Source organism: Streptomyces filipinensis (genome assembly GCF_014649495.1).
Lineage (GTDB): Bacteria > Actinomycetota > Actinomycetes > Streptomycetales > Streptomycetaceae > Streptomyces > Streptomyces filipinensis.
The window spans coordinates 167,489-187,336 of the sequence record NZ_BMTD01000001.1 but is presented as its reverse complement, the minus strand read 5'-3'; the positions used below and the strand labels follow the sequence as shown (position 1 = coordinate 187,336).

Genomic DNA, 19,848 nt, shown 5'->3' with positions numbered 1-19,848 from the left:
GATACCCTCTCGCCATGGCAGCCCGGGACCTTCAGGAGCGGATCAAGAAGCTGATCATCGATCGGCGGCTGCCCTCGGGCGCCCCACTGCCGACCGAGCCGGAGCTGATGGAGTACCTCGGCGCGAGCCGGAACTCGGTGCGCGAGGCCCTGAAGGCGCTGCAGGCCATGGGGATCGTGGAGATCCGGCACGGCTTCGGGACGTACGTCGGCTCCATGTCGTTCGCACCCATGATCGAGGGGCTGGCCTTCCGCACCGTCGCCGGGCACTACCGGGGCGAGGAGTCCCTGCTGCAGCTGCTGGAGCTGCGCGAGGCCGTGGAGACCGGACTGGTCTCACGGCTGGCCGGACGGCTGCCCGAGGCGGACCTCGTTGAACTGGACGCCCTCGTGGACCGTATGGAACAGGAGGCCGCACAGGGAGCCGGCCTCGCCGAGACCGACCGTGCTTTTCACGCCACCCTCTACCGGGGGCTGGACAACGTGCTGCTGAGCGAGGTGCTGGAGGCGTTCTGGGACGCCTTCCACCGGGTGCAGCGGGATCTGGTGGAGGTGCCGCAGGACCCCCGGGTCACCTGCCGCCAGCACAGGGAGATCCTGGACGCGGTCCGGTCCGGCGACTCGCTGCGGGCGGAGGAGGCCATAAGAGACCACTTCGGCAACGTCCGTGTCCGCCTCTCCACCAGCGGCGCGCCACGGTCCCCCGAGACCACCGGCGCACCCCGGCCTCCCGCGCCCCACCCGCGCCACAATGAACGGGTTTGAGCGGTAAACACCGCGTTTCGCGTCTTGCGATCATGCGGAGCGCCGTAGAACCCTGGATGTTCAACCTGCCGCGGCCTGACGGCAGTTGGGGGGAATCACGCGGTTGCCCGCAGGCGGGGAGGGGGCCCCGCTCATGAATCGATGCCGAGGGGGGCATCATGCAACCGGAAGCTCGCCGTCCCGTGTCTATAACGTGGGGAAGACGTGGGTATGGGAGCCACCACTGATCCGCACGCGGGCTTAAGGGGAGCCGGCCGGGCGGAAAAGGACCGACGAAACACGCGGTGACCTGCGTGTGGGGGGAATGACTCATGACGTCGACGCCGCCGGGCGCCGGACCGAGCCACGCTCACAACGACCCGTCACAGACCACACGTCTCAGGGCGGTCACACACCGGACGGGCCAGTTCCGCCGGATGAGGAAGAGCCTGCCGAGATACGACTACGAGCACTACAGCCGGCTCGCGGGCCCCCTCACCCAGCCCGACCCGACGAAGCCGTACACGGTGCAGTACCGCTCGCTGCTCTCGCAGGAGCCGCACCGCGTGCGCGCCGCGCTCATGCTGGGCGCGGCCCCCGTGCTCTCCCTCGTCCTGCTGTTCTGGCTGCTCCAGCCCGAACACTGGACCGAACGCGACTACCCGGCCCACGACTTCCTGCCGGCCCTCGACACCGTCATGCTCGTCTCGATCGGCCTGATCGAGTTCTTCCGCTGCATGAACGTGCTGTCCAACGCGCACGCCACGCTCGTCGCCCGCGACCCGGTCCCGGTCGTCCCGGAGGCCGGCACCCGCGTCGCCTTCCTCACCTCCTTCGTGCCCGGCAAGGAGCCGCTGGAGATGGTGACGAAGACCCTGGAAGCAGCGGTGAAACTCCGTCACCGGGGGCTGCTGCACGTGTGGTTGCTGGACGAGGGCGACGACCCGGCCGTCAAGGAGGTCTGCGCCCGGCTCGGCGTGCACCACTTCTCCCGCAAGGGCGTCGCGCAGTGGAACCAGCCCAAGGGCCCGCACCGCGCCAGGACCAAGCACGGCAACTACAACGCCTGGCTGGAGGCGCACGGCGACGACTACGACTTCTTCGCCTCCGTCGACACCGACCACGTGCCGCTGCCCAACTACCTGGAGCGGATGCTCGGCTACTTCCGCGACCCGGACGTCGGCTTCGTCATCGGCCCGCAGGTGTACGGCAACTACGACACGTTCGTCACCAAGGCCGCCGAGTCCCAGCAGTTCCTCTTCCACGCCCTGATCCAGCGCGCCGGCAACCGCTACGGCGCCCCGATGTTCGTCGGCACCTCCAACGCCGTGCGGATCAGGGCGCTCAAGCAGATCGGCGGCCTGTACGACTCGATCACCGAGGACATGGCGACGGGCTTCGAGATGCACCGCGCCAAGAACCCGGCGACGGGGCGGAAGTGGAAGTCCGTCTACACCCCGGACGTGCTCGCCGTCGGCGAGGGACCGAACGCCTGGACGGACTTCTTCACCCAGCAGCTGCGCTGGTCCCGGGGCACGTACGAGACGATCCTGAAGCAGTACTGGAAGGGCCTGTTCACACTGGGGCCGGGCAAGCTCTTCAACTACACGATGATGATCATCTTCTATCCGATGTCCGCCCTCAACTGGATCCTCGCCGCGCTCAGCTGCGCGCTGTTCCTGGGCCTGGGCGCCTCGGGTGTGAACATCGACCCGACCGTGTGGCTGATGCTGTACGGCAACGCCTCCGCGCTGCAGATCGGCCTGTACATCTGGAACCGGCGGCACAACGTCTCCCCGCACGAGCCGGAGGGCTCCGGCGGTGTCGCGGGCATGGTGATGTCGGCGCTGTCCGCGCCCGTCTACGCGCGCTCCCTCATGGACGCCGTACTGCGCCGCAAGAGCAAGTTCGTGGTGACGCCCAAGGGCGAGTCGGCGAGCCCCGACACGCTGTTCGGGACGTTCCGGATCCACTGGTTCTTCATCCTGGTCTTCGCCGGCTCCCTCGCGGCCGGCTTCGTGTTCGGGCACTCGCACCCCGCGATGATCACCTGGGCGTGCTTCGCGCTGCTGATCACCGCCTCGCCGATCTTCGCCTGGCAGTACACGCTGCGGCAGGAGAAGAGGCGGCCGAAGCCGGCGCCGGCCGTCGCCGAACCGCAGGACGCGGTACCGGCACCGTACGCGGCCCCCGCGCCGCATGTGCCGCAGCAGCGGCCCACCTGGGCGAACGCCGGGCAGGGCCACCGGGACGGGGAGAACGAGCAGTCCATGCAGATCGCCCTTGGCGGACTTGGGGGACGTAAGGAATGAAGGACCAGGCAGGCCGCCGTCGCGCCCGTCGACTCGCGATCGGGACGGCGGTGGTACTCGCGCTGGCCGGGATGAACGGGCCGTGGGTGTACCGCTTCGGCACCGCGCAGTACCACCAGTACAAGATCAACAGACCCGAGTACAAGGCCGCGAACGGCCACTGGGACATCATCGAGTTCCCGCCGGAGTACCGGCAGGACACCATCCACGCGGCGCTCCTGCACACCGGCAAGGTGCTGCTGGTCGCCGGATCGGGCAACAACCAGGACAACTTCGACAAGAAGAAGTTCGACACCCGGATCTGGGACCCGGTCAAGGGCACGATCAAGAAGATCCCCACGCCCAACGACCTGTTCTGCACCGGCCACACGCAGCTGGCCAACGGCAATCTGCTGATCGCGGGCGGCACCAAGCGCTACGAGAAGCTCAAGGGTGACGTCACCAAGGCCGGCGGCCTGATGATCGTCCACAACGAGAACCCGGACAAGCCGATCACGCTGCCCGCGGGCACCAGGTTCACCGGCAGGACCAACGGCAGGACCTTCGTCTCCAAGGACCCGGTGCTGGTGCCACGCGCGAAGAAGGTGTTCGACCCGGGCACGGGCGCCTGGCTGCGCAACGACCCCGGGCTGGGCCGGATCTACGTCGAGGCGCAGCGAAGCGGCACCAGGTACGAGACCGGCACCCAGGACAACTACCGGATCCAGGGGCTGACCGGCACCGACGCGCGCAACACGTACGGCATCGCGCAGAAGCTCGCCCTCGACAAGAAGGACTTCCAGGGCATCCGCGACGCCTACGAGTTCGATCCGGTCGCCGAGCGGTACATCAAGGTCGACCCGATGAACGAGGCCCGCTGGTACCCGACGCTCACCACGCTGTCGGACGGCAGGATCCTCAGTGTCTCCGGGCTGGACGACATCGGGCAGCTGGTGCCGGGCAAGAACGAGATCTTCGACCCCACGACCAAGAAGTGGACGTACACGAAGAAGATCCGCCAGTTCCCGACATATCCGGCGCTATTCCTGATGCAGAACGGGAAGATCTTCTACTCGGGGTCGAACGCGGGGTACGGGCCGGACAACGTGGGCCGCGACCCCGGGATCTGGGACGTCGGCACCAACGCGTTCACCAGGCTGCCCGGGCTCTCCGATCCGAACATGATGGAGACCTCCGGGACCGTGCTGCTGCCTCCGGCGCAGAACGAGAAGTTCATGGTGATCGGGGGTGGCGGCGTCGGTGAGTCGGAGCTGTCCAGCAGGAAGACGCGGCTGATCGACCTGAAGGCCAAGGCGCCCAGGTTCGTGGACGGGCCCGAGCTGGCGAAGGGCACCCGGTATCCGCAGTCCTCGATCCTGCCCGACGACACGGTTCTGGTGTCCGGCGGCTCGGAGGACTACCGGGGGCGCGGCGACTCCGACATCCTGCAGGCCCGGCTGTACCACCCCGACAGCAACAGCTTCACCCAGGTCGCCGACCCGCTGGTGGGGCGGAACTACCACTCCGGTTCGATCCTGCTGCCGGACGGACGGGTGATGTTCTTCGGGTCCGACTCGCTGTACGCGGACAAGGCGAACACCAGGCCGGGGAAGTTCGAGCAGCGGATCGAGATCTACACGCCGCCCTATCTGTACCGGGATTCCCGGCCGACGCTGAGCGGGGGGCCGCAGACGATCGCCCGGGGCGCCTCGGGCACGTTCACGTCGAAGCACGCGGCCGGCATCAAGAAGGTGCGGTTGATCCGGCCGAGCGCGTCGACGCATGTGACGGACGTGGACCAGCGGTCCATCGCGCTGGACTTCAGGACGGCCGGTGACCGGATCACGGTGACCGTCCCGAAGGACCGCAACCTGGTGCAGTCCGGGTGGTACATGCTGTTCGTGGACGACGACCAGGGGACACCGTCGACGGCACAGTGGGTCAGGGTGCCGTGATCACCCGCTGTTCCGGGCGAGGGTGAGTGCGTAACTCGCCCACCACTGCCCGGCCTTCGGCCCTCCCTTGCACGTGCCGTCGGACTCGCCGGGCCGCTTGACCCACAGATAGGCGTCCACCAGGGGGTCGGCCGTCTTCGTCGTCGGGGTCTCTCCCAGGGCCCGGCCCGGCGGGTTGCACCAGCGCTGGGCCGGGTCGCCGCCGGTGTAGGGGCCGTTGCCGTTGCGGCTGGTGTCGATGACGAAGTGCTTGCCGCCCACCTTCGACGACAGCTGCTTGCCGTAGGCGAGGGAGTCCTGGGTGGAGTAGAAGTTGGAGACGTTGACGGAGAAGCCGTCGGCCCGGTCGACGCCGGCCTGCTGGAGGGACTGGTAGATCTGGTCGGGGTGGCCCCAGCCGGCGTTGCCCGCGTCCAGGTAGACCTTGGTGTTCTTCAGGGACTTGAGCCGGGCGATCGCGCCCCGCAGGAGGTCGTAGCGCTCCTCGTGGAACTGGGCCGGGGTGCAGCCGTCCACGAGGTGCAGGACGGCGTCGGGTTCGAGGACGACCATCGCGGAGCGGTCGCCGATGCCCCGCGCCACGGCGTCGACCCAGGCGCGGTAGGCGTTGCCGTCGGCGGCACCGCCCTGGGAGTACTGGCCGCAGTCGCGGTGCGGGATGTCGTAGAGGACGAGCAGGGCCGTGCGGTCGGACTTCTCGGCGGCCTCGGTGAAGCCGCGGGCCTCGTTCTCCGGGTTCTCGGGGCCGATCCACTCCCCCACCGGCTGCTCGGCGAGCTTGCGGACCTGCGCCGCCTCGGTCTTCCGGCCGGCCTTCGCGTACGCGGCCAGCTGGCGGGCCGCGGTGCCGTCCGGGTTGACCCAGAACGGGTCGGCCGCCTTGGGCTGTTGGGTGATCCGGGCCGCCGGGTCCCCGCTCCCGTCCCCGCCGCCGGAGGAGCATCCGGCCAGCAGCAGTGCCGCCCCCAGCACCGCCGCCGCCGACACCCGTGCGGAAGGGCGGGCCCCCCTGCTGCCGTCCATGCGCATCCCCCTGGTCCCCCTGGGCGAACTGGTCCGGGTGCCAATCGTGGCATATCCGGCCGGTGCGTCACGAGGTCGCGTGGCGGGGCGTACGGGGGTCAGCGGGTGGTACCGGTGAGGTAGGCGGAGACCACCACGTTGGCCGTGTAGCTGTGGCTGGCGCGGTCGAAGGAGCCGCCGCAGGTGATCAGGCGCAGCTCGGCCCGGCCGGGCCGGTGGGGGCCGTAGGCCTGGTCGGCGTCGAAGCCGGCGCGGGGCAGGACCCGGACGTCGTCGATGGTGAACTCGGCGACCGTGCCGTCCGAGCGGACCACCCGGACCGTCTCGCCGGGCTTGAGGGTGCTGAGCTTGTAGAAGACCGCGGGCCGGGTGGCGGTGTCGACGTGCCCGACCAGGAGCGCCGCGCCCTTGGCACCCGGGGCGGTGCCGGCGCCGTACCAGCCGACCACGCCCGGTTGGTCGAGGGGCGGCGGGTCGACGGCGCCCTGGGCGTCGAGGCCCCTGCTCACCACTGGTGCCCGCACCCCCAGCTGGGGGATGTCGACCCGCTGGGGCACGGCGTCGCCGAGCGGCGTGGCGGGGCGGGGCAGCCGGGCGGGGTCGACGGGGGTGACGGCGAACAGGTCACCCGTGGCGGGGTCGCCCGTGCCGTGCGGTGTGCCGGTCACCCCGAGTCCCCACAGCCACAGTCCGAGCAGCAGCACCGCCCAGGTGAGGCCGGTGATCAGCCGTCCGCTGCCGGTGGCGGGCTCGCGGTCGTCGGACATCCGGCCGCTTCAGCGGTCACGGCGGCTGCGGCGGGCGCCGAGTCCGACGGCGACCGCCGCGATCCCGGCGAGGGCCAGGCCGGTCACCTCCTGGCCGGTGTCGGGTCCGGACTCACTGGTGGCCACCGTGGCGAAGTGCGCGGTGCCGCCGCCGCCCGCGTGGACGGGGGCGACGGGCGTGGCGTCGGCGCCGGGCCGCCGGCCGGGTTCCTGGCTCTGGCCGGCTCCTTTGCCGCCCACGGTGATCTTTCTGGTGATCACGGAGTCGGCGCAGGTGATCCGGACGTCGTAGAGGCCGGGTTCAAGGGAGGAGCGGACGCGCGTCTCACCGGAGAGGGTGCCCTGGCCGCCGGTCAGCCGGGCGTCGGAGACGAACGCGGCCGAGGTGGCGGTGCCCTGTTGCCCGGAGCAGCCGCGGACCTGCAGGGACACGTCGGAACCGGGGGCGGGGAAGGCGGGGGTCACGGAGACCGAGCCCGCGTCGGCCGCGGGGGCGGCGTGCGCCGCCGGTGCGAGGGCGGTGCAGGCCAGGATTCCGGTACAGAACGTGAGGCGTAGTGAGCCCATCGTGAACCTCCAGATATCAGGAGGCTCCCCCGGCCGGAGCGCCCCCGCATCCTCGGGGGGCGCCCCATTGCTCCGAACGGGTGGTTCGTGGTGTGGAAATCCCTTGAAACCGCTGCTCAGACCAGATCGACCAGGTCCGCGATGGAGTCGACGACCTGGGACGGACGGAAGGGGTAGCGGTCGACGTCGTCGGGCTGGGTGACGCCGCTGAGCACCAGGAAGGTGCGCATGCCGGCCTCCAGGCCCGCGAGGACGTCGGTGTCCATGCGGTCGCCGATCATCGCGGAGGTCTCGGAGTGGGCGCCGATCGCGTTCAGGCCGGCCCGCATCATCAGCGGGTTCGGCTTGCCGACGAAGTACGGCTTCTTGCCGGTCGCGGCGGTGATCAGGGCGGCGACCGAGCCGGTGGCGGGCAGGTCGCCCTCGGTGGACGGGCCCACGTTGTCGGGGTTGGTGGCGATGAACCGGGCGCCGTCGTTGATCAGTCGCACGGCCTTCGTCAGCGCCTCGAAGGAGTAGGTGCGGGTCTCGCCGAGAATCACGAAGTCGGGGGCGTGGTCGGTGAGGATGTAGCCGATGTCGTGCAGGGCCGTGGTCAGACCGGCCTCGCCGATCACGTAGGCGCTGCCGCCGGGGCGCTGGTCGTCGAGGAACTGGGCGGTGGCCAGGGCGGAGGTCCAGATGTTCTCCTCCGGCACGTCCAGGCCCATGCGGCGCAGGCGGGCGTGCAGGTCACGGGCGGTGTAGATGGAGTTGTTGGTCAGCACCAGGAAGGGCCGCCCGGACTCGCGCAGCTTCTTCAGGAAGGCGTCGGCGCCGGGGATCGGGACACCCTCGTGGATCAGGACACCGTCCATGTCGGTCAGCCACGACTCGATCGGCTTGCGGTCTGGCATGTTGTGCGTCTCCTGGCGTACGTACGGTCAAGAAAGCGGGGGCGCCGGAACCACGGCGTACCGACGCCCTCAGCCTAGTCAGACCTGGCTGATCCGTACCCCGTCGATCACCCGGTACCAGTTGGTGCCCCCGGTGTGGCGGAAGCGGACCCGGACACTGGTGGCGCCTGCCGGGACCTGGAGGGCAGCCGACGGTCCCCGCGGGGATGCCGGACGGGACCCGGGCGGCGAAACCCTCGGGGGGTTCAGCTGCCGGTGGCCGACTTCCAGTCCTCCACGTACGAGGTGAGGTTCTTGTCGATGTCGTTCCAGTCCGGTTCGAAGAACTCGACGCCGTCCATCACCTTGGTGAGGGCGATGGCGTTGGTGTCGGTGGCCTTGACGTCCTGGCGGGCGGCGAACCCGCCGCCGATCTCGCTGACCTCCTGCTGCTGCTTCTGGGCGAGCATGAAGTCGAGGAGCTTCTTGCCGTTCTCGCTGTGCGGGGCCCGGGTGACCAGGCCGGCCTCGTAGGGCAGGGCGAAGGTGGTGGGCTTGCCGTCCTTGCCCGCCGGGAACCAGATGCCGAGGTTCGGCATGGACTTGGACTGGGCGTAGTTCATCTGCACGTCGCCGTTGGCGACGAGCAGTTCGCCCTTGTCGACCTTGGGGGCGAGCTTGCCGGTGGAGGCGGACGGGCCGACGTTGTTGGCCTGCAGCTTCTTCAGGTAGGCGAGAGCCGCCTCCTTGCCGCCGAAGTCGTGGACGGCCTTGATGAGCACGGCGGTGCCGTCACCGGCGACGCCCGGAGTGGAGTACTGCAGCTTGTTCTTGTACGTGGCGTCGAGCAGTTCGTCCCAGGTCCGGGGGGCCCGCTTCAGCTCCTTCTTGTCGTAGACGAACCCGAAGTAGTTGCCGACCACGGAGGTCCAGGTGCCGTCCTCGGCCTTGTCGGCGCCGCCGACCTGGCCGGAGTCCTTCGGCCCGTACTTCTGCAGCAGCCCCTTGCGGTCTGCCTCCTGGATGAACGGCGGCAGGGTGACCAGCACGTCGGCCTGCGGGTTGCTCTTCTCGCGGACGGCGCGCTGCACCATCTCGCCGGAGCCGCCCTCGACGTACTTGACCTTGATGCCGGTCTGCTTCTGGAAGTCCGCGAAGACCTTGTCGTACCAGCCGTCGCCGTTCTCGCCCTTGAGGCCGTCGGCGCTGTAGACGGTGACGACCTTGGCGTCGGAGGCGGCGGAGGAACCGCCGCAGGCGGACAGCACGGGGGTGGCGAGCAGAGCGAGGGCCACGGCGAGCGTGAGGCGGGTTCTGGGCATGGCGAGGCCAACTCCTGGCGTGACGACGGGGATTACCGGGGGATTTAGCGGTACGACGCCCGGGTGCGGACCCGGGAGACGGCGAACAGGACGAGCAGGGTCGCCGCCATCAGGACGACGGCGACGGCGGAGCCGGTGAACAGGGCGCCGCGGTCGGTGGCCGCGTAGATCAGGACGGGCAGCGGGGTCCAGTCGGGCGGGTAGAGCATCATCGTGGCGCTCAGCTCGCCCATGGACAGGGCGAAGCAGAGGCCGGCCGCGGCGGTCAGCGAGGGCAGCAGCAGGGGCAGCCGTACCCGCAGCAGCACGTAGGAGGGCCGGGCGCCGAGGGAGGCGGCGGCCTGTTCACAGGCCGGGTCGAGGCGGGCGATCGCCGCCGACGCGGACTGGTGGGCGAAGGCGGTGACCAGCACGGTGTGCGCGAGGATCACGATCCACCGGGTGCCGTTGAGCAGCATCGGCGGCTGGGAGAAGGCGACCAGGACCGACAGTCCGACCACGACCGACGGCACGGCGACCGGCAGCACGAACAGCGCGTCCATGAGCCGCCGGTACCGCCGGTTCAGGGCCGCCCCGGCCAGCGCGGCCCAGGTCCCGACGACCAGCGCGAGCAGGCTGGCGCCGGCGGCGGTGAGCAGGCTGGTGGTGAGGGCCTGCAGGGCCTCGCCCCGGGTCGCCGCCCGGTAGTTGTCGGTGGTCAGCCCGGCGGGCAGGACGCCGGGCCAGTGGGTGGCGAAGGAGGCGCCGAGGACGACGAGGAGCGGAAGCGCGAACAGCGGCAGGAACAGGACGAGGAACACCGCCCACACGGTCCACCTGGCCCCACGGCTATGCACCAGCACGACGGCTCACCACCCGGTAGAGGCCGTACAGCCCCACGGAGATCAGGACGTTGACGACGGCGACCACGCACGCGCCCGGGTAGTCGGACTCCAGGATCGCCTTGCCGTAGACGAGCATCGGCAGGGTGGTGACCCCTTTCGCGCCGGTGAACAGGACGATCCCGAACTCGTTGAGGCAGAGCACGAGGACGAGGCTCCCGCCGGCCGCGAGCGCGGGCAGCGCCTCGGGCAGGATCACCCGGCGCACGATCCGCGGCGCCCGCGCCCCCAGCGAACTGGCCGCCTCCAGCTGCGCGGTGTCCAGCTGCGAGAAGGCGGCGAGCAGCGGGCGCATCACGAACGGCGTGAAGTAGGTGACCTCCGCCAGCAGCACGCCCCAGGGCGTGGTCAGGAACTGGAAGGAGCCGATGATGCCGGTCGTGCCGTAGATGAACAGCAGCGCCAGCGTGATCAGGAAGGACGGGAAGGACAGGTACACATCGATGAACCGCGCCACCCCCTTCGCCCCCGGGAAGGGCACGAAGGAGATGACCAGCGCCAGCAGGAAGCCGAGCACCAGGCACCCGGCCGTGGACGCGACGGCCAGCCAGACGGTGGTCCACAGCGCGTGCCGGAACGCCTGGGAGGCGAACACGTCGGCGTAGGGCCGGACCGAGGTGCCTCCGCTGTCCGGCTGGAAGGACTGCCGGACGACGAGGGCGAGGGGGTAGAGGAAGAAGAGGGCGAGTGCGGCTGCCGGGGGAGCGGCCCACAGCTGTGGGCTCCACCGCCGTGGGCCCTCGTTCCGCGGGGCGGAACGGGTGGGCACGGCCTGCAGTGCCGGGTCACCTGCCATCGCCGACCACCCCCGCGGGCAGCAGCACCGCGTCCTCCGCGGCGAAGTGCAGACTCACGGACTCCCCGTGCGCGGGCGGGTCCCTCAGCTCACGGAGGTCGGCCATGACAGCGTGCCCGTCGACCTCGACGTACAGCCGGTGCGTGGCCCCTCGCCACTGGATCTCCCGTACGACACCCACGAGTTGGTTGGGGCCGGCCCCCAGCCCCACCAGATGCGGCCGCACACACAGCGTGGCCCGCGCCCCCGCGACGACATCCCCGGTCTCGACCTTCAGCTCGGCACCGGCGAAGGACACACCCCCAGGCCCGACCGTCACCGGCAGCAGATTCGCCCCGCCCACGAACGACGCCGTGAACGCGTCGGTGGGGGCCCGGTACAGCTCCCGCGGCGTCCCACACGCCCGCAGCCGCGCCTTGTCCATGACCGCGATCCGGTCGGCCAGGGTGAGCGCCTCGACCTGGTCGTGGGTGACGTACAGCATCGACACGTCCGGCAGTTCCCGGTGCAGCCGGGCCAGTTCGGCCAGCATCCCGGACCGCAGCTGGGCGTCCAGCGCGGACAGCGGCTCGTCCAGGAGCAGCACGCGGGGCCGGATGGCCAGCGCGCGGGCGATGGCGACCCGCTGCTGCTGCCCGCCGGACAGCTCACGCGGGTACCGGCGGGCGTAGGCGGCCATGCCGGTCATCTCCAGCGCCTCGGCGACCCGTTGCCGTATCTCGCCCCTGGGTGTCCTGCGGGCGCGCAGCCCGAAGGCCACGTTCTCGTCGACGCGCAGGTGCGGGAAGAGCGCGTACTGCTGGACGACCATCCCGATGCCACGCCGGTACGGCGGCAGGTCCGTCACATCCCGGCCGCCGAGGAGCACCCGCCCGGACACGGGCCGTACGAACCCGGCGACCGCCCGCAGCGCGGTGGTCTTGCCGGAGCCGGACGGCCCGAGCAGCGCCATGACCTCACCGGGCTCGACGGTCAGGTCGAGCGCGTCGAGGGCGAGGCTGCCGACGTTGCCGTCGTAGGCGACGGTGACGGAGTCGAAGCGGATGCTCATCTCACCGGGCTCCCGAGAGGAGGGCGGACAGGCCGGCGACGGAGTCGAGGACGTGGGTGGCACCGGCGGCGCGGAACTCCTCGTCCCCGTGGGCTCCGGTGCGTACCCCGGCGACCAGGCCGGCCCCCGCCCGTACGCCGCTGAGCACGTCGTAGGAGGTGTCCCCGACGACGGCGACCTGCGTGACGGCCTCGGCGGCCTTGGTGCGCACGAAGGCCTCCAGGACCATGTCCGGGTAGGGCCGTCCGCGCCCGCCGGCGTCGGCCGGGCACAGGGTGAGCGGGACGAGGTCGCGCCAGCCGAGGGCGTCGAGGACGGCGTCCTGGGTGACGCGGGCGAAGCCGGTGGTCAGGACGACGGTGCGGCCGCCGCCGGCCAGCTCCTCGATGGCCTCGCGGGCGCCCGGCACGGGGGCGATCAGTCCGCCCTCGACGAGTTCGCCGTAGGCCTTCTCGAAGGCGGTGTTGGCGCGCCGGGCGCTCTCCTCGTCGCCGAACAGGTGGCGGAAGACGGAGATCTTGGACTCGCCCATGGTGGCGCGGACGTAGGCGAGGTGGCCGGCGTGCTCGGGCGAGCCGGGGGCGACGCCCAGCTCGGTGGCCGCCGCCTCGAAGGCGCGCTCGACCAGGCCGCCGTCGGCGACGGTCGTGCCGGCCATGTCGAGGACGACGAGACGGATGTCGTCGGGGGTGTCGGTCGGAGTGTTCATGGGGGTCACCAGCCCAGTTCGTTCGCGGTGGTCTCGGCTATCGCGGGGGCGCAGGTCATGCCGCGCCCGCCGGGCCCGGTGACCAGCCACACCCCCTCGCGCACCTGCTGGCGGTGCACCACCCGGCCGGGTTCGGTGCACTGCGCGTACACGCCCGCCCAGCGGTGGCGGATGCGCGGCAGCGGCCGGCCGAGCAGTGACTCGACGACGCCGGTGAGGTGCTCGTAGGGCTCCTCGACGGTGTCGAAGGCGAAGGGGTGCTCGTACTCGTGGGTGTCGCCGACGGTCAGGCCGCCGTCGGCGCGCTGCACCATGAGCAGCTGCATCCTGTGGGTGGCGGCCGTCTCCGGCTGGGGCTGTTCGGCGTTGAGCCGGTCCAGGGCCGGGGAGGTGTAGGCCGGGTAGTAGCGGAAGCTGTCGGCGTCGGCGACCGAGGTCGGCAGCGGTTCGCCCAGCGGGTCGGTCTGCATCATCTGGAGGCGGACGCGGCGCACCGGCAGTTCGGGTCCGGCGAGTTCGCGGACCAGGCCGCCGAGCCAGGCGCCGGTGCACAGGACGACCGCGTCGGCGTGGTGCACGTCACCGTGGTCGTCGCGGACGGTTCCGGCGCCGACGACCTCGCGCACCTCCCGGCCGGGCAGGAAGGTGTAGTCCGGGGACCTCAGCAGTTCGTCCCGCAGGGCCAGCTGGGCGGTGCGCGGCTCCACGGCGGCGTCCCGCTCGCAGTACAGGGCGGCGGTGAAGTCGCCGCGCAGGGCGGGGTTGAGGGCGCGGGCCTCGCCCGGGGTCAGGAGCTTGTAGCCGCGGGCGGCGGCGTCCGGGCGGGCCGCGGCGGCCTCGGCGACGGCGAGTTCGAGGGGGCCCCGGACGGGGGTCAGGGACCCGTTGGCCCGGAAGCCCAGCGCCGGGACGCGTCCCCCGATCCCCTCCCACAGCTCCCGCGCCCGCAGCGCGGTCTCCAGCTCTTCTCCACCGGCGCGGCCACTGACCCAGATCTGCCCGAAGTTGCGCAGCGAGGCGCCGCGCGCCTCGGTCTCGCGCTCGATCTGGACGACCTGATGGCCGCGCTGCACGGCGTGCCAGGCATGCATGGTGCCCACCACGCCGGCTCCGACGACTGTCACTCTCACGGCTGCAACGCTCCTCGCGATCGGGTAACCGGAAGGGTCCGGCTGACAACGAGAGCGTGAACGACCCATCACGTTTGGGCTAGACCCGTTATCATTTCGTGATGATTCCGCGCCTGTCGGCAGGGCGTCTTTCAGCCTTTGAGATGCGTGGTGAAGGAGAACCGGTCGCCCCGGTACAGCGACCGCACACGCTCCAGGGGCCGCCCCTCGGTGTCCCTGGAGATCCGGTGGATCAGCAGCATGGGCAGGGCGGGCGGGGTGCCGATGAGCAGGGCTTCGCGGGGCGTGGCCAGCACGGTCTCGATCCGCTCGTCGGCGTCGCCGAAGGAGACGCCCTGGGTGGTGAGGTAGCCGTAGAAGGAGGAGTCGGGGTCGAAGTCGCCGTCCAGCCGGGGCACCCGCGCGACGGCGACGTACGTGCTCTCCAGGCCGACCCGCTCCTCGTCGGCGAGCAGCACGCGCTCCAGGTGCCAGACGGGCTCGCCCCGGGTGAGCCCGGTCTCGGCGGCTAGGGCGTCCGGGCAGGGGAAGCGGTCCAGGGTGACGAGGGTCCGACCGGGCGTACGGCCCTGCCGGCGCACCCCCTCGGTGTAGCTGGCGAGGGACAGCGGCTGGGCGAGCTTGGGCCCGGCGACGACGGTCCCCCGGCCGCGTCGTTTCAGCCGGCCCTCCAGCACCAGCTCCCGCACGGCCTGCCGGACGGTCTCCCGGGCGACGTCGTACCGCTCGGCGAGGTCCCGCTCGGTGGGGATGACGCTGTCCTGACCGAGTTCCTCCAGCAGGGCGGCGATCCGCGCCTTCACCGCGTAGTACTTGGGGATGCGCCCGTGCTCGGGAATGCCGGAGCGGACGGGGGCGCCGGGAGCCTGGTCGTTCGGGTAGTCCACGAGAGGGATCGTCGCAGACGGGACGGGCCCCGCCCGACGGGACCCCGGTCAGGGGTCAGCGGCGTCGGCGGGCCAGCAGCAGCGCTCCCGCGCCGGCGCCGAGGAGCACGGCGGCGCCCGCGAGCAGCCCGCCGGCCCGGCCGGGTCCGGTGCGCGCCAGCTCGCGGGCCCACGCCCCGGCCTCCACCGGCTGCTGGGCGAACGGCAGGGAGGGGTCGGGCGTGGCGGCGGGGGTCGCGGCCACGGGTGTGGCCCGCGGGCTGCCGGACGCCCCGGGGTCCACGCCGCCCTCCTGCGTGCCGTCCGGGCCCGGCGTCGCTTCCCGCGTCGGTTCCTGTGTCGGGTCCTGTGTCGGGTCCTGCGTCGCGACCCCGCCGTCCTCGCCGACGCCGAACCGGTACGCGTTGGACTGCCCGACCCAGTCCCCGTCGTCACCCCGGCGCTGGACGACGGCGGCGGTGGCGGTGATCCGGTCGGTCGCCACGTCGGAGCGCAGCGCGAGTCTGACCCGGACGCTGACGGTCTTGCCGGCCGGTACGGCGAACCCGTCGAACCCCGCGCCGTCGAGCACACCGACCAGCTCCTTCTCGTCGGTGCTCTCGAACGTCACCGGCCGGGCCCGGGCACCGTCGTAGAACTCCAGGTCCGGCTGGTCGGGCCGCAGGGCGCGCTGGTCGTCGACGAGGACGATCACCGGGTGGACGCCGGCGCAGGCCCGTCGCGTGGTGTTGATGAGGTCGATGTACCAGTTGCCGTATCCGCCGCCCGCCTCGTAGGAGCCCGGGCCACCGCGGATCCGGGTGGTCAGCGGGAACGAGCGCGCGTCGGCGCCGACGCAGGCCGGGGGCGTGTCGGCGAACGCGGGTGCCGGCGACGACACGGGGACGACCACGGCGGCGGCTGCGGCAAGACAGAGGGACAGGGGCGTGCACAGTCGCATGAACACATGACCATGCCGGGTCGCGGGCGGGGACCGCGCACGCCACCCCGGGACGGCCCGGAACTCCGCCCGATCAGCGCAGTTCCGCCCGCCACGTCAGGCCCCGCAGACACGCCGGACCTGGGAGGCCGTCGAGACCCGCTGGGCACCGGCGTCCTGGAGCGCCTGCAGCTCGGCCGTGCCCGGGTGCCCTCCGTCGGCGATCTGGCGCTCGATGCCCCTCTTCAGCGCCTCGTAGTCGTGTTCGGCCCCGTCGGCGGCCGCGACCGCCCTGTCGCAGGCGCTGTCCGTACCGCCCGCGGAGGCGGCACGGGCCGGCGGGGAGAACGCGAGGAGCAGCACGGCACCGGCGGCGATCACCGGCAGGCGTTCGGACACCATGGGGAACCTCCGGGGCGAGGGAGTGGGTCCGGACGGGGATGCGGTCAGGACGTCAGTGTGACCAGCCGGGTGTCGTCCCGGGTGTCCGCGCACTGCTGGTAAGGGTCGGGGTCGCCCTGGCGTTCCCGGCACTTCCACACGGCTCCGGCCGCGCGCACCTGGACGGGGGCGCCGGCCGTGCCGCGCCAGACCTCGGTGTAGGCGGCCGCGACCTGCAGCGCGGTGGCGCAGGACACGTTCCCGCGGGCGGACACGCCGAGCCCGGTGGCCCGGTCCGTACCGCAGTAGGGGCTGGATTTCGGGGGCGCGCCGGTGTCCGCGGACGGCTGGGCGGGCACCGCGAGGCAGAACGCGGCGGCTCCCAGCAGACCGACGGCCGTTCTCATCCTGGTCGAGCGCACGGGTACCTCCTTGCGGGGAGCCCGGGCAGGGCCCTGGGCGCACCGAGTACCCGGGATGCGGGGAACAGGTGCGCGGGGAGTTCCGCGCCCGGCCGTGAGGCGCCGTGGCCTGCGGGCAGTCGCGGCGCCGGGGCGGCACGGGTGGGCGCGGGCGGCACCTGGCCGGCGCCGGCAGGCGATCCCCTGGCCGACCGCCGCACGGGGCGCGCGTCCGGGTCCGGCTCCCGCCCCTATGCGTCTCCCCGCCCGAACAACGGCCCCAGCAGCAGTTGCGCCGCGCCCTCGGCGACGACCCGTTCCCCGCCCGCGGCCACCCGGACCGGCACCGTCCCGCCGAGCACGCCCTCTCTGCGGGACCGGGCCTCAAGGACCTCCCGGACGCCCGCGGCGAACACCTCCGGCGCCCTCGCGATCGTCCGTCCTCCGAGCAGCACCACATCGATGTCCAGCAACCCGGCCAGATTCGCCGCACCCACCCCCAGCACCCGCGCCGCCTCCCCCGGCTCCCCGCGGCCCACCGCCGTCAGGCACAGCACCTCCACGCACCCCCGGTTCCCGCACTCGCACAGCGGCCCGTCCAGCTGGATCACCTGGTGCCCGAACTCCCCCGCCCCGGTCCGCGCCCCCCGGTGCACGCGCCCACCGATCACGAGTCCGGCGCCGAGCCCGGTACCGAGATGCAGATACGCGAAGGATCCGCCCTCACCGCCCACCGAGAGCCCGAGCGCCGCGGCGTTGGTGTCCTTGTCCACCACGACGGGCACCCCCAGCCGCTGCCCGAGCGCCTCCCGCAGCGGAAAGCCGTCCCACTCGGGAAACCCGGTGACCCGGTGCAGCACGCCCCGCGCATGGTCGAGCGGCCCCGGCAGCGCCACCCCCACCCCGAGCAGTGTCCCGCCCCCGGCGCGTCCCTTCTCGCCGAAGCCACCGAAACCGCCGAAGCCACCGAGGCCGCCGAGCCCGAGCCCCAGGCCGTCGCGCACGAGTCCGTCCACCACACCGGCGACCATCCCGAGCACGGTCTCCGCCCCGGCCCCCAGATCCAGCCCGGTCCGCCGCTCGCCCACCACGGCCCCGTCCAGGTCGGCCAGCACCACCCGCAGCTCGTCCCGGTCCAGGTGCACGCCCACCGCGTGCCCCGCCTCCGGCACGAGCCGCAGCACGGTCCGCGGCTTGCCTCCCGTCGACGCCCGCCGCCCGGCCTCCGCGGCGAGCCCCGCCTCCCGCAGCCGCGCGGTGATCTTGCTGACGGCCTGCGGGGTCAGCCCGGTCCGCTCGGCCAGTTCCAGCCGGCTGACGCCCTCCGCACCCGCTTCCCGCAGCAGCCCCAGCACCAACGCGGTGTTGTGGCTGCGCACGGCGCCGAGGTTCGCCCCCACCGCCCCGCCGCTCCCGGCCCCGCTCCCCGTGCCCGTCCCCGGCCTCGTCCTGTTCACGCCCCCATTGTCCCCGCCACTTGCACTTTGGCAACAGCGTTGCGAAAGTAGGACGCATGACAGCTACCCCCCTCCGCGTCGGCCTGATCGGCTACGGCCTCGCCGGCTCCGTCTTCCACGCCCCGCTGATCGCCGCCACCGAGGGCCTCTGCCTGGACACCGTGGTCACCTCCCGCCCCGAGCGGCAGGAGCAGGCCCGCGCCGAGTTCCCGGACGTGACGGCCCTCGCCACGCCCGAGGAGCTGTTCGACCGCGCGGACCGGCTGGACCTGGTCGTCATCGCCTCCCCGAACAAGACGCACGTCCCGCTGGCCTCCGCCGCCCTGAAGGCGGGCCTGCCGGTCGTCGTCGACAAGCCGCTCGCGGGCACGGCGGCGGAGGCCCGCGACCTCGCCGCCCTCGCCGAGGAGCGCGGCCTGCTCCTGTCCGTCTTCCAGAACCGCCGCTGGGACAACGACTTCCTGACCGTCCGCCGGCTGGTCTCCCAGGGCGAGCTGGGCGACGTATGGCGCTTCGAGTCCCGCTTCGAGCGCTGGCGCCCGCAACCGAAGGGCGGCTGGCGCGAGTCCGGCGATCCCGCAGAGATCGGAGGTCTGCTCTACGACCTCGGCAGCCATGTCGTCGACCAGGCCCTGGTCCTCTTCGGCCCGGTCACCGAGGTCTACGCCGAGACCGACGTCCGCCGCCCCGGTGCCGAGACCGACGACGACACCTTCCTCGCGCTCACCCACGCGAACGGCGTCCGCTCCCACCTCTACGTCTCCGCGACGACCGCGCAGCTGGGCCCCCGCTTCCGCGTCCTGGGCTCCCACGCCGGCTATGTGAAGTACGGCCTCGACCCGCAGGAGGCGGCGCTGCGCGAGGGCCTGCGTCCGGGTCCCGGGTGGGGCGCGGAGGACGAGTCCCTGCACGGCCGTATCGGCGCCGGCACCTCCCCGGCGACCGGCGGCGGCACCCCCGTACCGACGCTGCCCGGCGACTACCCCGCCTACTACGCGGCCGTCGCGCGCGCGCTGACCGGTGCCGGCCCCAACCCGGTGACCGCGCTGGAGGCGGCCGCCGCCCTGGACGTGCTGGAAGCGGCCCGCAGGTCCGCACGGGACAAGGTGACGGTGACCCTCTGATGCAGCACCAGCAGCACCCTGCGCGGACCACGCCCGGGACCGCCCCCGAGCCGCCCCCGTCCGTCGAGGAGCTGGAGGCCCAGGAACGCCGCCTGGTCTTCCGGCGGTTCACCCACGACGACGCCTGGGCCCTCGGCTCGCTCCTGGTCGGGCTGGCCCGGGAGCGCCGGGCCCCGGTCGCCGTCGACATCCACCGCGCCGGGCAGCAGCTCTTCCACGCGGCCCTGCCGGGCTCCACCCCGGACAACGACGCCTGGATCGCCCGCAAGCGCCGCGTGGTGGAGCGGTACGGCGCCTCCTCCTACCTGGTCGGCGCCCGCTTCCGCGCCAAGGGCACGACGTTCGAGGACTCCTCGCGCCTGGACCCCGGCACCCATGCGGCGCACGGCGGCTCGTTCCCGGTCACCGTCGAGGACGTGGGCGTGATCGGCGCGGTCACGGTGTCCGGGCTGCCCCAGCTGCAGGACCACAGGTTGGTCGTGGAGGCGCTGGAGCGGTTCCTGGAGGTGTGACGCGGCCGGGATGCCCGAGGGCGGCCGGGTGCCGGCCGCCCTCGGCCCGAAGGCCCT

General features: G+C 72.2%; 20 protein-coding genes. 5 read left to right on the top strand and 15 right to left on the bottom strand.

What is annotated here, in order from left to right:
• Positions 1–14: 14 nt before the first annotated feature.
• The 3 genes from IE244_RS00805 to glxA all read left to right on the top strand — a co-directional run bounded on the left by IE244_RS00805 (position 15) and on the right by glxA (position 4,989).
• Positions 15–764: a FadR/GntR family transcriptional regulator gene (locus IE244_RS00805; protein ID WP_229853899.1), complete on the top strand. Its 750-nt coding sequence runs from the start codon at positions 15–17 to the stop codon at positions 762–764.
• A 311-nt stretch (positions 765–1,075) separates the two neighbouring features.
• On the top strand, positions 1,076–3,055 hold the full coding sequence (locus IE244_RS00800; protein WP_191870670.1) for a glycosyltransferase family 2 protein: 1,980 nt from the start codon (positions 1,076–1,078) through the stop codon (positions 3,053–3,055).
• Positions 3,052–4,989, top strand: a complete 1,938-nt coding sequence (gene glxA / locus IE244_RS00795) for a radical copper oxidase GlxA (protein ID WP_191870669.1) — start codon at positions 3,052–3,054, stop codon at positions 4,987–4,989. Before IE244_RS00800 ends, glxA begins: the two co-directional genes overlap by 4 nt.
• Here the strand turns inward: glxA and IE244_RS00790 are convergent, their stop codons facing one another.
• The 15 genes from IE244_RS00790 to IE244_RS00720 form a co-directional block, all read right to left on the bottom strand.
• Positions 4,990–6,012, bottom strand: coding sequence for a glycoside hydrolase family 6 protein (locus tag IE244_RS00790; RefSeq protein ID WP_191870668.1), 1,023 nt, complete (start codon positions 6,010–6,012; stop codon positions 4,990–4,992).
• Positions 6,013–6,110: 98 nt separating this feature from the next.
• On the bottom strand, positions 6,111–6,779 hold the full coding sequence (locus IE244_RS00785) for a class F sortase (RefSeq protein WP_191870667.1): 669 nt from the start codon (positions 6,777–6,779) through the stop codon (positions 6,111–6,113).
• A gap of 9 nt (positions 6,780–6,788) precedes the next feature.
• Positions 6,789–7,346: a hypothetical protein gene (locus IE244_RS00780; RefSeq protein ID WP_191870666.1), complete on the bottom strand. Its 558-nt coding sequence runs from the start codon at positions 7,344–7,346 to the stop codon at positions 6,789–6,791.
• 116 nt (positions 7,347–7,462) lie between these two features.
• Complete coding sequence (locus IE244_RS00775; protein ID WP_191870665.1) at positions 7,463–8,242, bottom strand: HAD-IIA family hydrolase; 780 nt, start codon at positions 8,240–8,242, stop codon at positions 7,463–7,465.
• 245 nt (positions 8,243–8,487) lie between these two features.
• Positions 8,488–9,543 (bottom strand): 2-aminoethylphosphonate ABC transporter substrate-binding protein, encoded by a 1,056-nt coding sequence (locus IE244_RS00770; RefSeq protein WP_191870664.1) that lies wholly within the window; start codon positions 9,541–9,543, stop codon positions 8,488–8,490.
• Between the two features lie 44 nt (positions 9,544–9,587).
• Positions 9,588–10,385 (bottom strand): ABC transporter permease, encoded by a 798-nt coding sequence (locus IE244_RS00765; RefSeq protein ID WP_191870663.1) that lies wholly within the window; start codon positions 10,383–10,385, stop codon positions 9,588–9,590.
• Positions 10,372–11,220, bottom strand: a complete 849-nt coding sequence (locus IE244_RS00760) for a 2-aminoethylphosphonate ABC transporter permease subunit (protein ID WP_229853898.1) — start codon at positions 11,218–11,220, stop codon at positions 10,372–10,374. The genes IE244_RS00765 and IE244_RS00760 overlap by 14 nt, the downstream gene beginning before the upstream one ends.
• A complete protein-coding gene (locus IE244_RS00755; RefSeq protein ID WP_191870662.1) occupies positions 11,210–12,271 on the bottom strand; it encodes an ABC transporter ATP-binding protein in 1,062 nt (353 codons plus the stop codon). Before IE244_RS00755 ends, IE244_RS00760 begins: the two co-directional genes overlap by 11 nt.
• A 1-nt stretch (position 12,272) precedes the next feature.
• Positions 12,273–12,980, bottom strand: a complete 708-nt coding sequence (locus IE244_RS00750; protein WP_191870661.1) for an HAD family hydrolase — start codon at positions 12,978–12,980, stop codon at positions 12,273–12,275.
• A gap of 5 nt (positions 12,981–12,985) precedes the next feature.
• Entirely contained in the window at positions 12,986–14,110 is a 1,125-nt protein-coding gene (locus IE244_RS00745) for a TIGR03364 family FAD-dependent oxidoreductase (RefSeq protein WP_191870660.1), read from the bottom strand.
• A gap of 131 nt (positions 14,111–14,241) precedes the next feature.
• Positions 14,242–14,997, bottom strand: coding sequence for a GntR family transcriptional regulator (locus IE244_RS00740; RefSeq protein ID WP_191870659.1), 756 nt, complete (start codon positions 14,995–14,997; stop codon positions 14,242–14,244).
• A gap of 55 nt (positions 14,998–15,052) precedes the next feature.
• Positions 15,053–15,937 carry a hypothetical protein gene (locus IE244_RS00735; RefSeq protein ID WP_229853897.1) on the bottom strand — a complete coding sequence of 295 codons (885 nt, stop codon included), beginning with the start codon at positions 15,935–15,937 and terminating at the stop codon, positions 15,053–15,055.
• A 96-nt stretch (positions 15,938–16,033) separates the two neighbouring features.
• Entirely contained in the window at positions 16,034–16,318 is a 285-nt protein-coding gene (locus tag IE244_RS00730; RefSeq protein WP_191870657.1) for a hypothetical protein, read from the bottom strand.
• 44 nt (positions 16,319–16,362) lie between these two features.
• Positions 16,363–16,719 carry a hypothetical protein gene (locus IE244_RS00725; RefSeq protein ID WP_229853896.1) on the bottom strand — a complete coding sequence of 119 codons (357 nt, stop codon included), beginning with the start codon at positions 16,717–16,719 and terminating at the stop codon, positions 16,363–16,365.
• A gap of 230 nt (positions 16,720–16,949) precedes the next feature.
• The gene (locus IE244_RS00720) at positions 16,950–18,155 is read right to left on the bottom strand and encodes an ROK family transcriptional regulator (RefSeq protein ID WP_191870656.1); all 1,206 of its coding nucleotides are present in this window, start codon (positions 18,153–18,155) and stop codon (positions 16,950–16,952) included.
• A 56-nt stretch (positions 18,156–18,211) separates the two neighbouring features.
• Here IE244_RS00720 and IE244_RS00715 point away from each other — a divergent pair, with 56 nt between their 5' ends.
• Positions 18,212–19,279, top strand: coding sequence for a Gfo/Idh/MocA family protein (locus IE244_RS00715; RefSeq protein WP_191870655.1), 1,068 nt, complete (start codon positions 18,212–18,214; stop codon positions 19,277–19,279).
• Positions 19,279–19,791, top strand: coding sequence for a heme-degrading domain-containing protein (locus IE244_RS00710; RefSeq protein WP_191870654.1), 513 nt, complete (start codon positions 19,279–19,281; stop codon positions 19,789–19,791). Before IE244_RS00715 ends, IE244_RS00710 begins: the two co-directional genes overlap by 1 nt.
• Positions 19,792–19,848 lie beyond the last annotated feature (57 nt).

What these genes read in the sequence shown, in the direction of transcription:
- IE244_RS00805 (WP_229853899.1), top strand. Translation starts at nt 15, where the DNA reads ATGGCAGCCCGGGACCTTCAGGAGCGGATCAAGAAGCTGATCATCGAT.
- IE244_RS00800 (WP_191870670.1), top strand. Translation starts at nt 1,076, where the DNA reads ATGACGTCGACGCCGCCGGGCGCCGGACCGAGCCACGCTCACAACGAC.
- glxA (WP_191870669.1), top strand. Translation starts at nt 3,052, where the DNA reads ATGAAGGACCAGGCAGGCCGCCGTCGCGCCCGTCGACTCGCGATCGGG.
- IE244_RS00790 (WP_191870668.1), bottom strand. Translation starts at nt 6,012, where the DNA reads ATGGACGGCAGCAGGGGGGCCCGCCCTTCCGCACGGGTGTCGGCGGCG.
- IE244_RS00785 (WP_191870667.1), bottom strand. Translation starts at nt 6,779, where the DNA reads ATGTCCGACGACCGCGAGCCCGCCACCGGCAGCGGACGGCTGATCACC.
- IE244_RS00780 (WP_191870666.1), bottom strand. Translation starts at nt 7,346, where the DNA reads ATGGGCTCACTACGCCTCACGTTCTGTACCGGAATCCTGGCCTGCACC.
- IE244_RS00775 (WP_191870665.1), bottom strand. Translation starts at nt 8,242, where the DNA reads ATGCCAGACCGCAAGCCGATCGAGTCGTGGCTGACCGACATGGACGGT.
- IE244_RS00770 (WP_191870664.1), bottom strand. Translation starts at nt 9,543, where the DNA reads ATGCCCAGAACCCGCCTCACGCTCGCCGTGGCCCTCGCTCTGCTCGCC.
- IE244_RS00760 (WP_229853898.1), bottom strand. Translation starts at nt 11,220, where the DNA reads ATGGCAGGTGACCCGGCACTGCAGGCCGTGCCCACCCGTTCCGCCCCG.
- IE244_RS00755 (WP_191870662.1), bottom strand. Translation starts at nt 12,271, where the DNA reads ATGAGCATCCGCTTCGACTCCGTCACCGTCGCCTACGACGGCAACGTC.
- IE244_RS00750 (WP_191870661.1), bottom strand. Translation starts at nt 12,980, where the DNA reads ATGAACACTCCGACCGACACCCCCGACGACATCCGTCTCGTCGTCCTC.
- IE244_RS00735 (WP_229853897.1), bottom strand. Translation starts at nt 15,937, where the DNA reads ATGCGACTGTGCACGCCCCTGTCCCTCTGTCTTGCCGCAGCCGCCGCC.
- IE244_RS00730 (WP_191870657.1), bottom strand. Translation starts at nt 16,318, where the DNA reads ATGGTGTCCGAACGCCTGCCGGTGATCGCCGCCGGTGCCGTGCTGCTC.
- IE244_RS00715 (WP_191870655.1), top strand. Translation starts at nt 18,212, where the DNA reads ATGACAGCTACCCCCCTCCGCGTCGGCCTGATCGGCTACGGCCTCGCC.
- IE244_RS00710 (WP_191870654.1), top strand. Translation starts at nt 19,279, where the DNA reads ATGCAGCACCAGCAGCACCCTGCGCGGACCACGCCCGGGACCGCCCCC.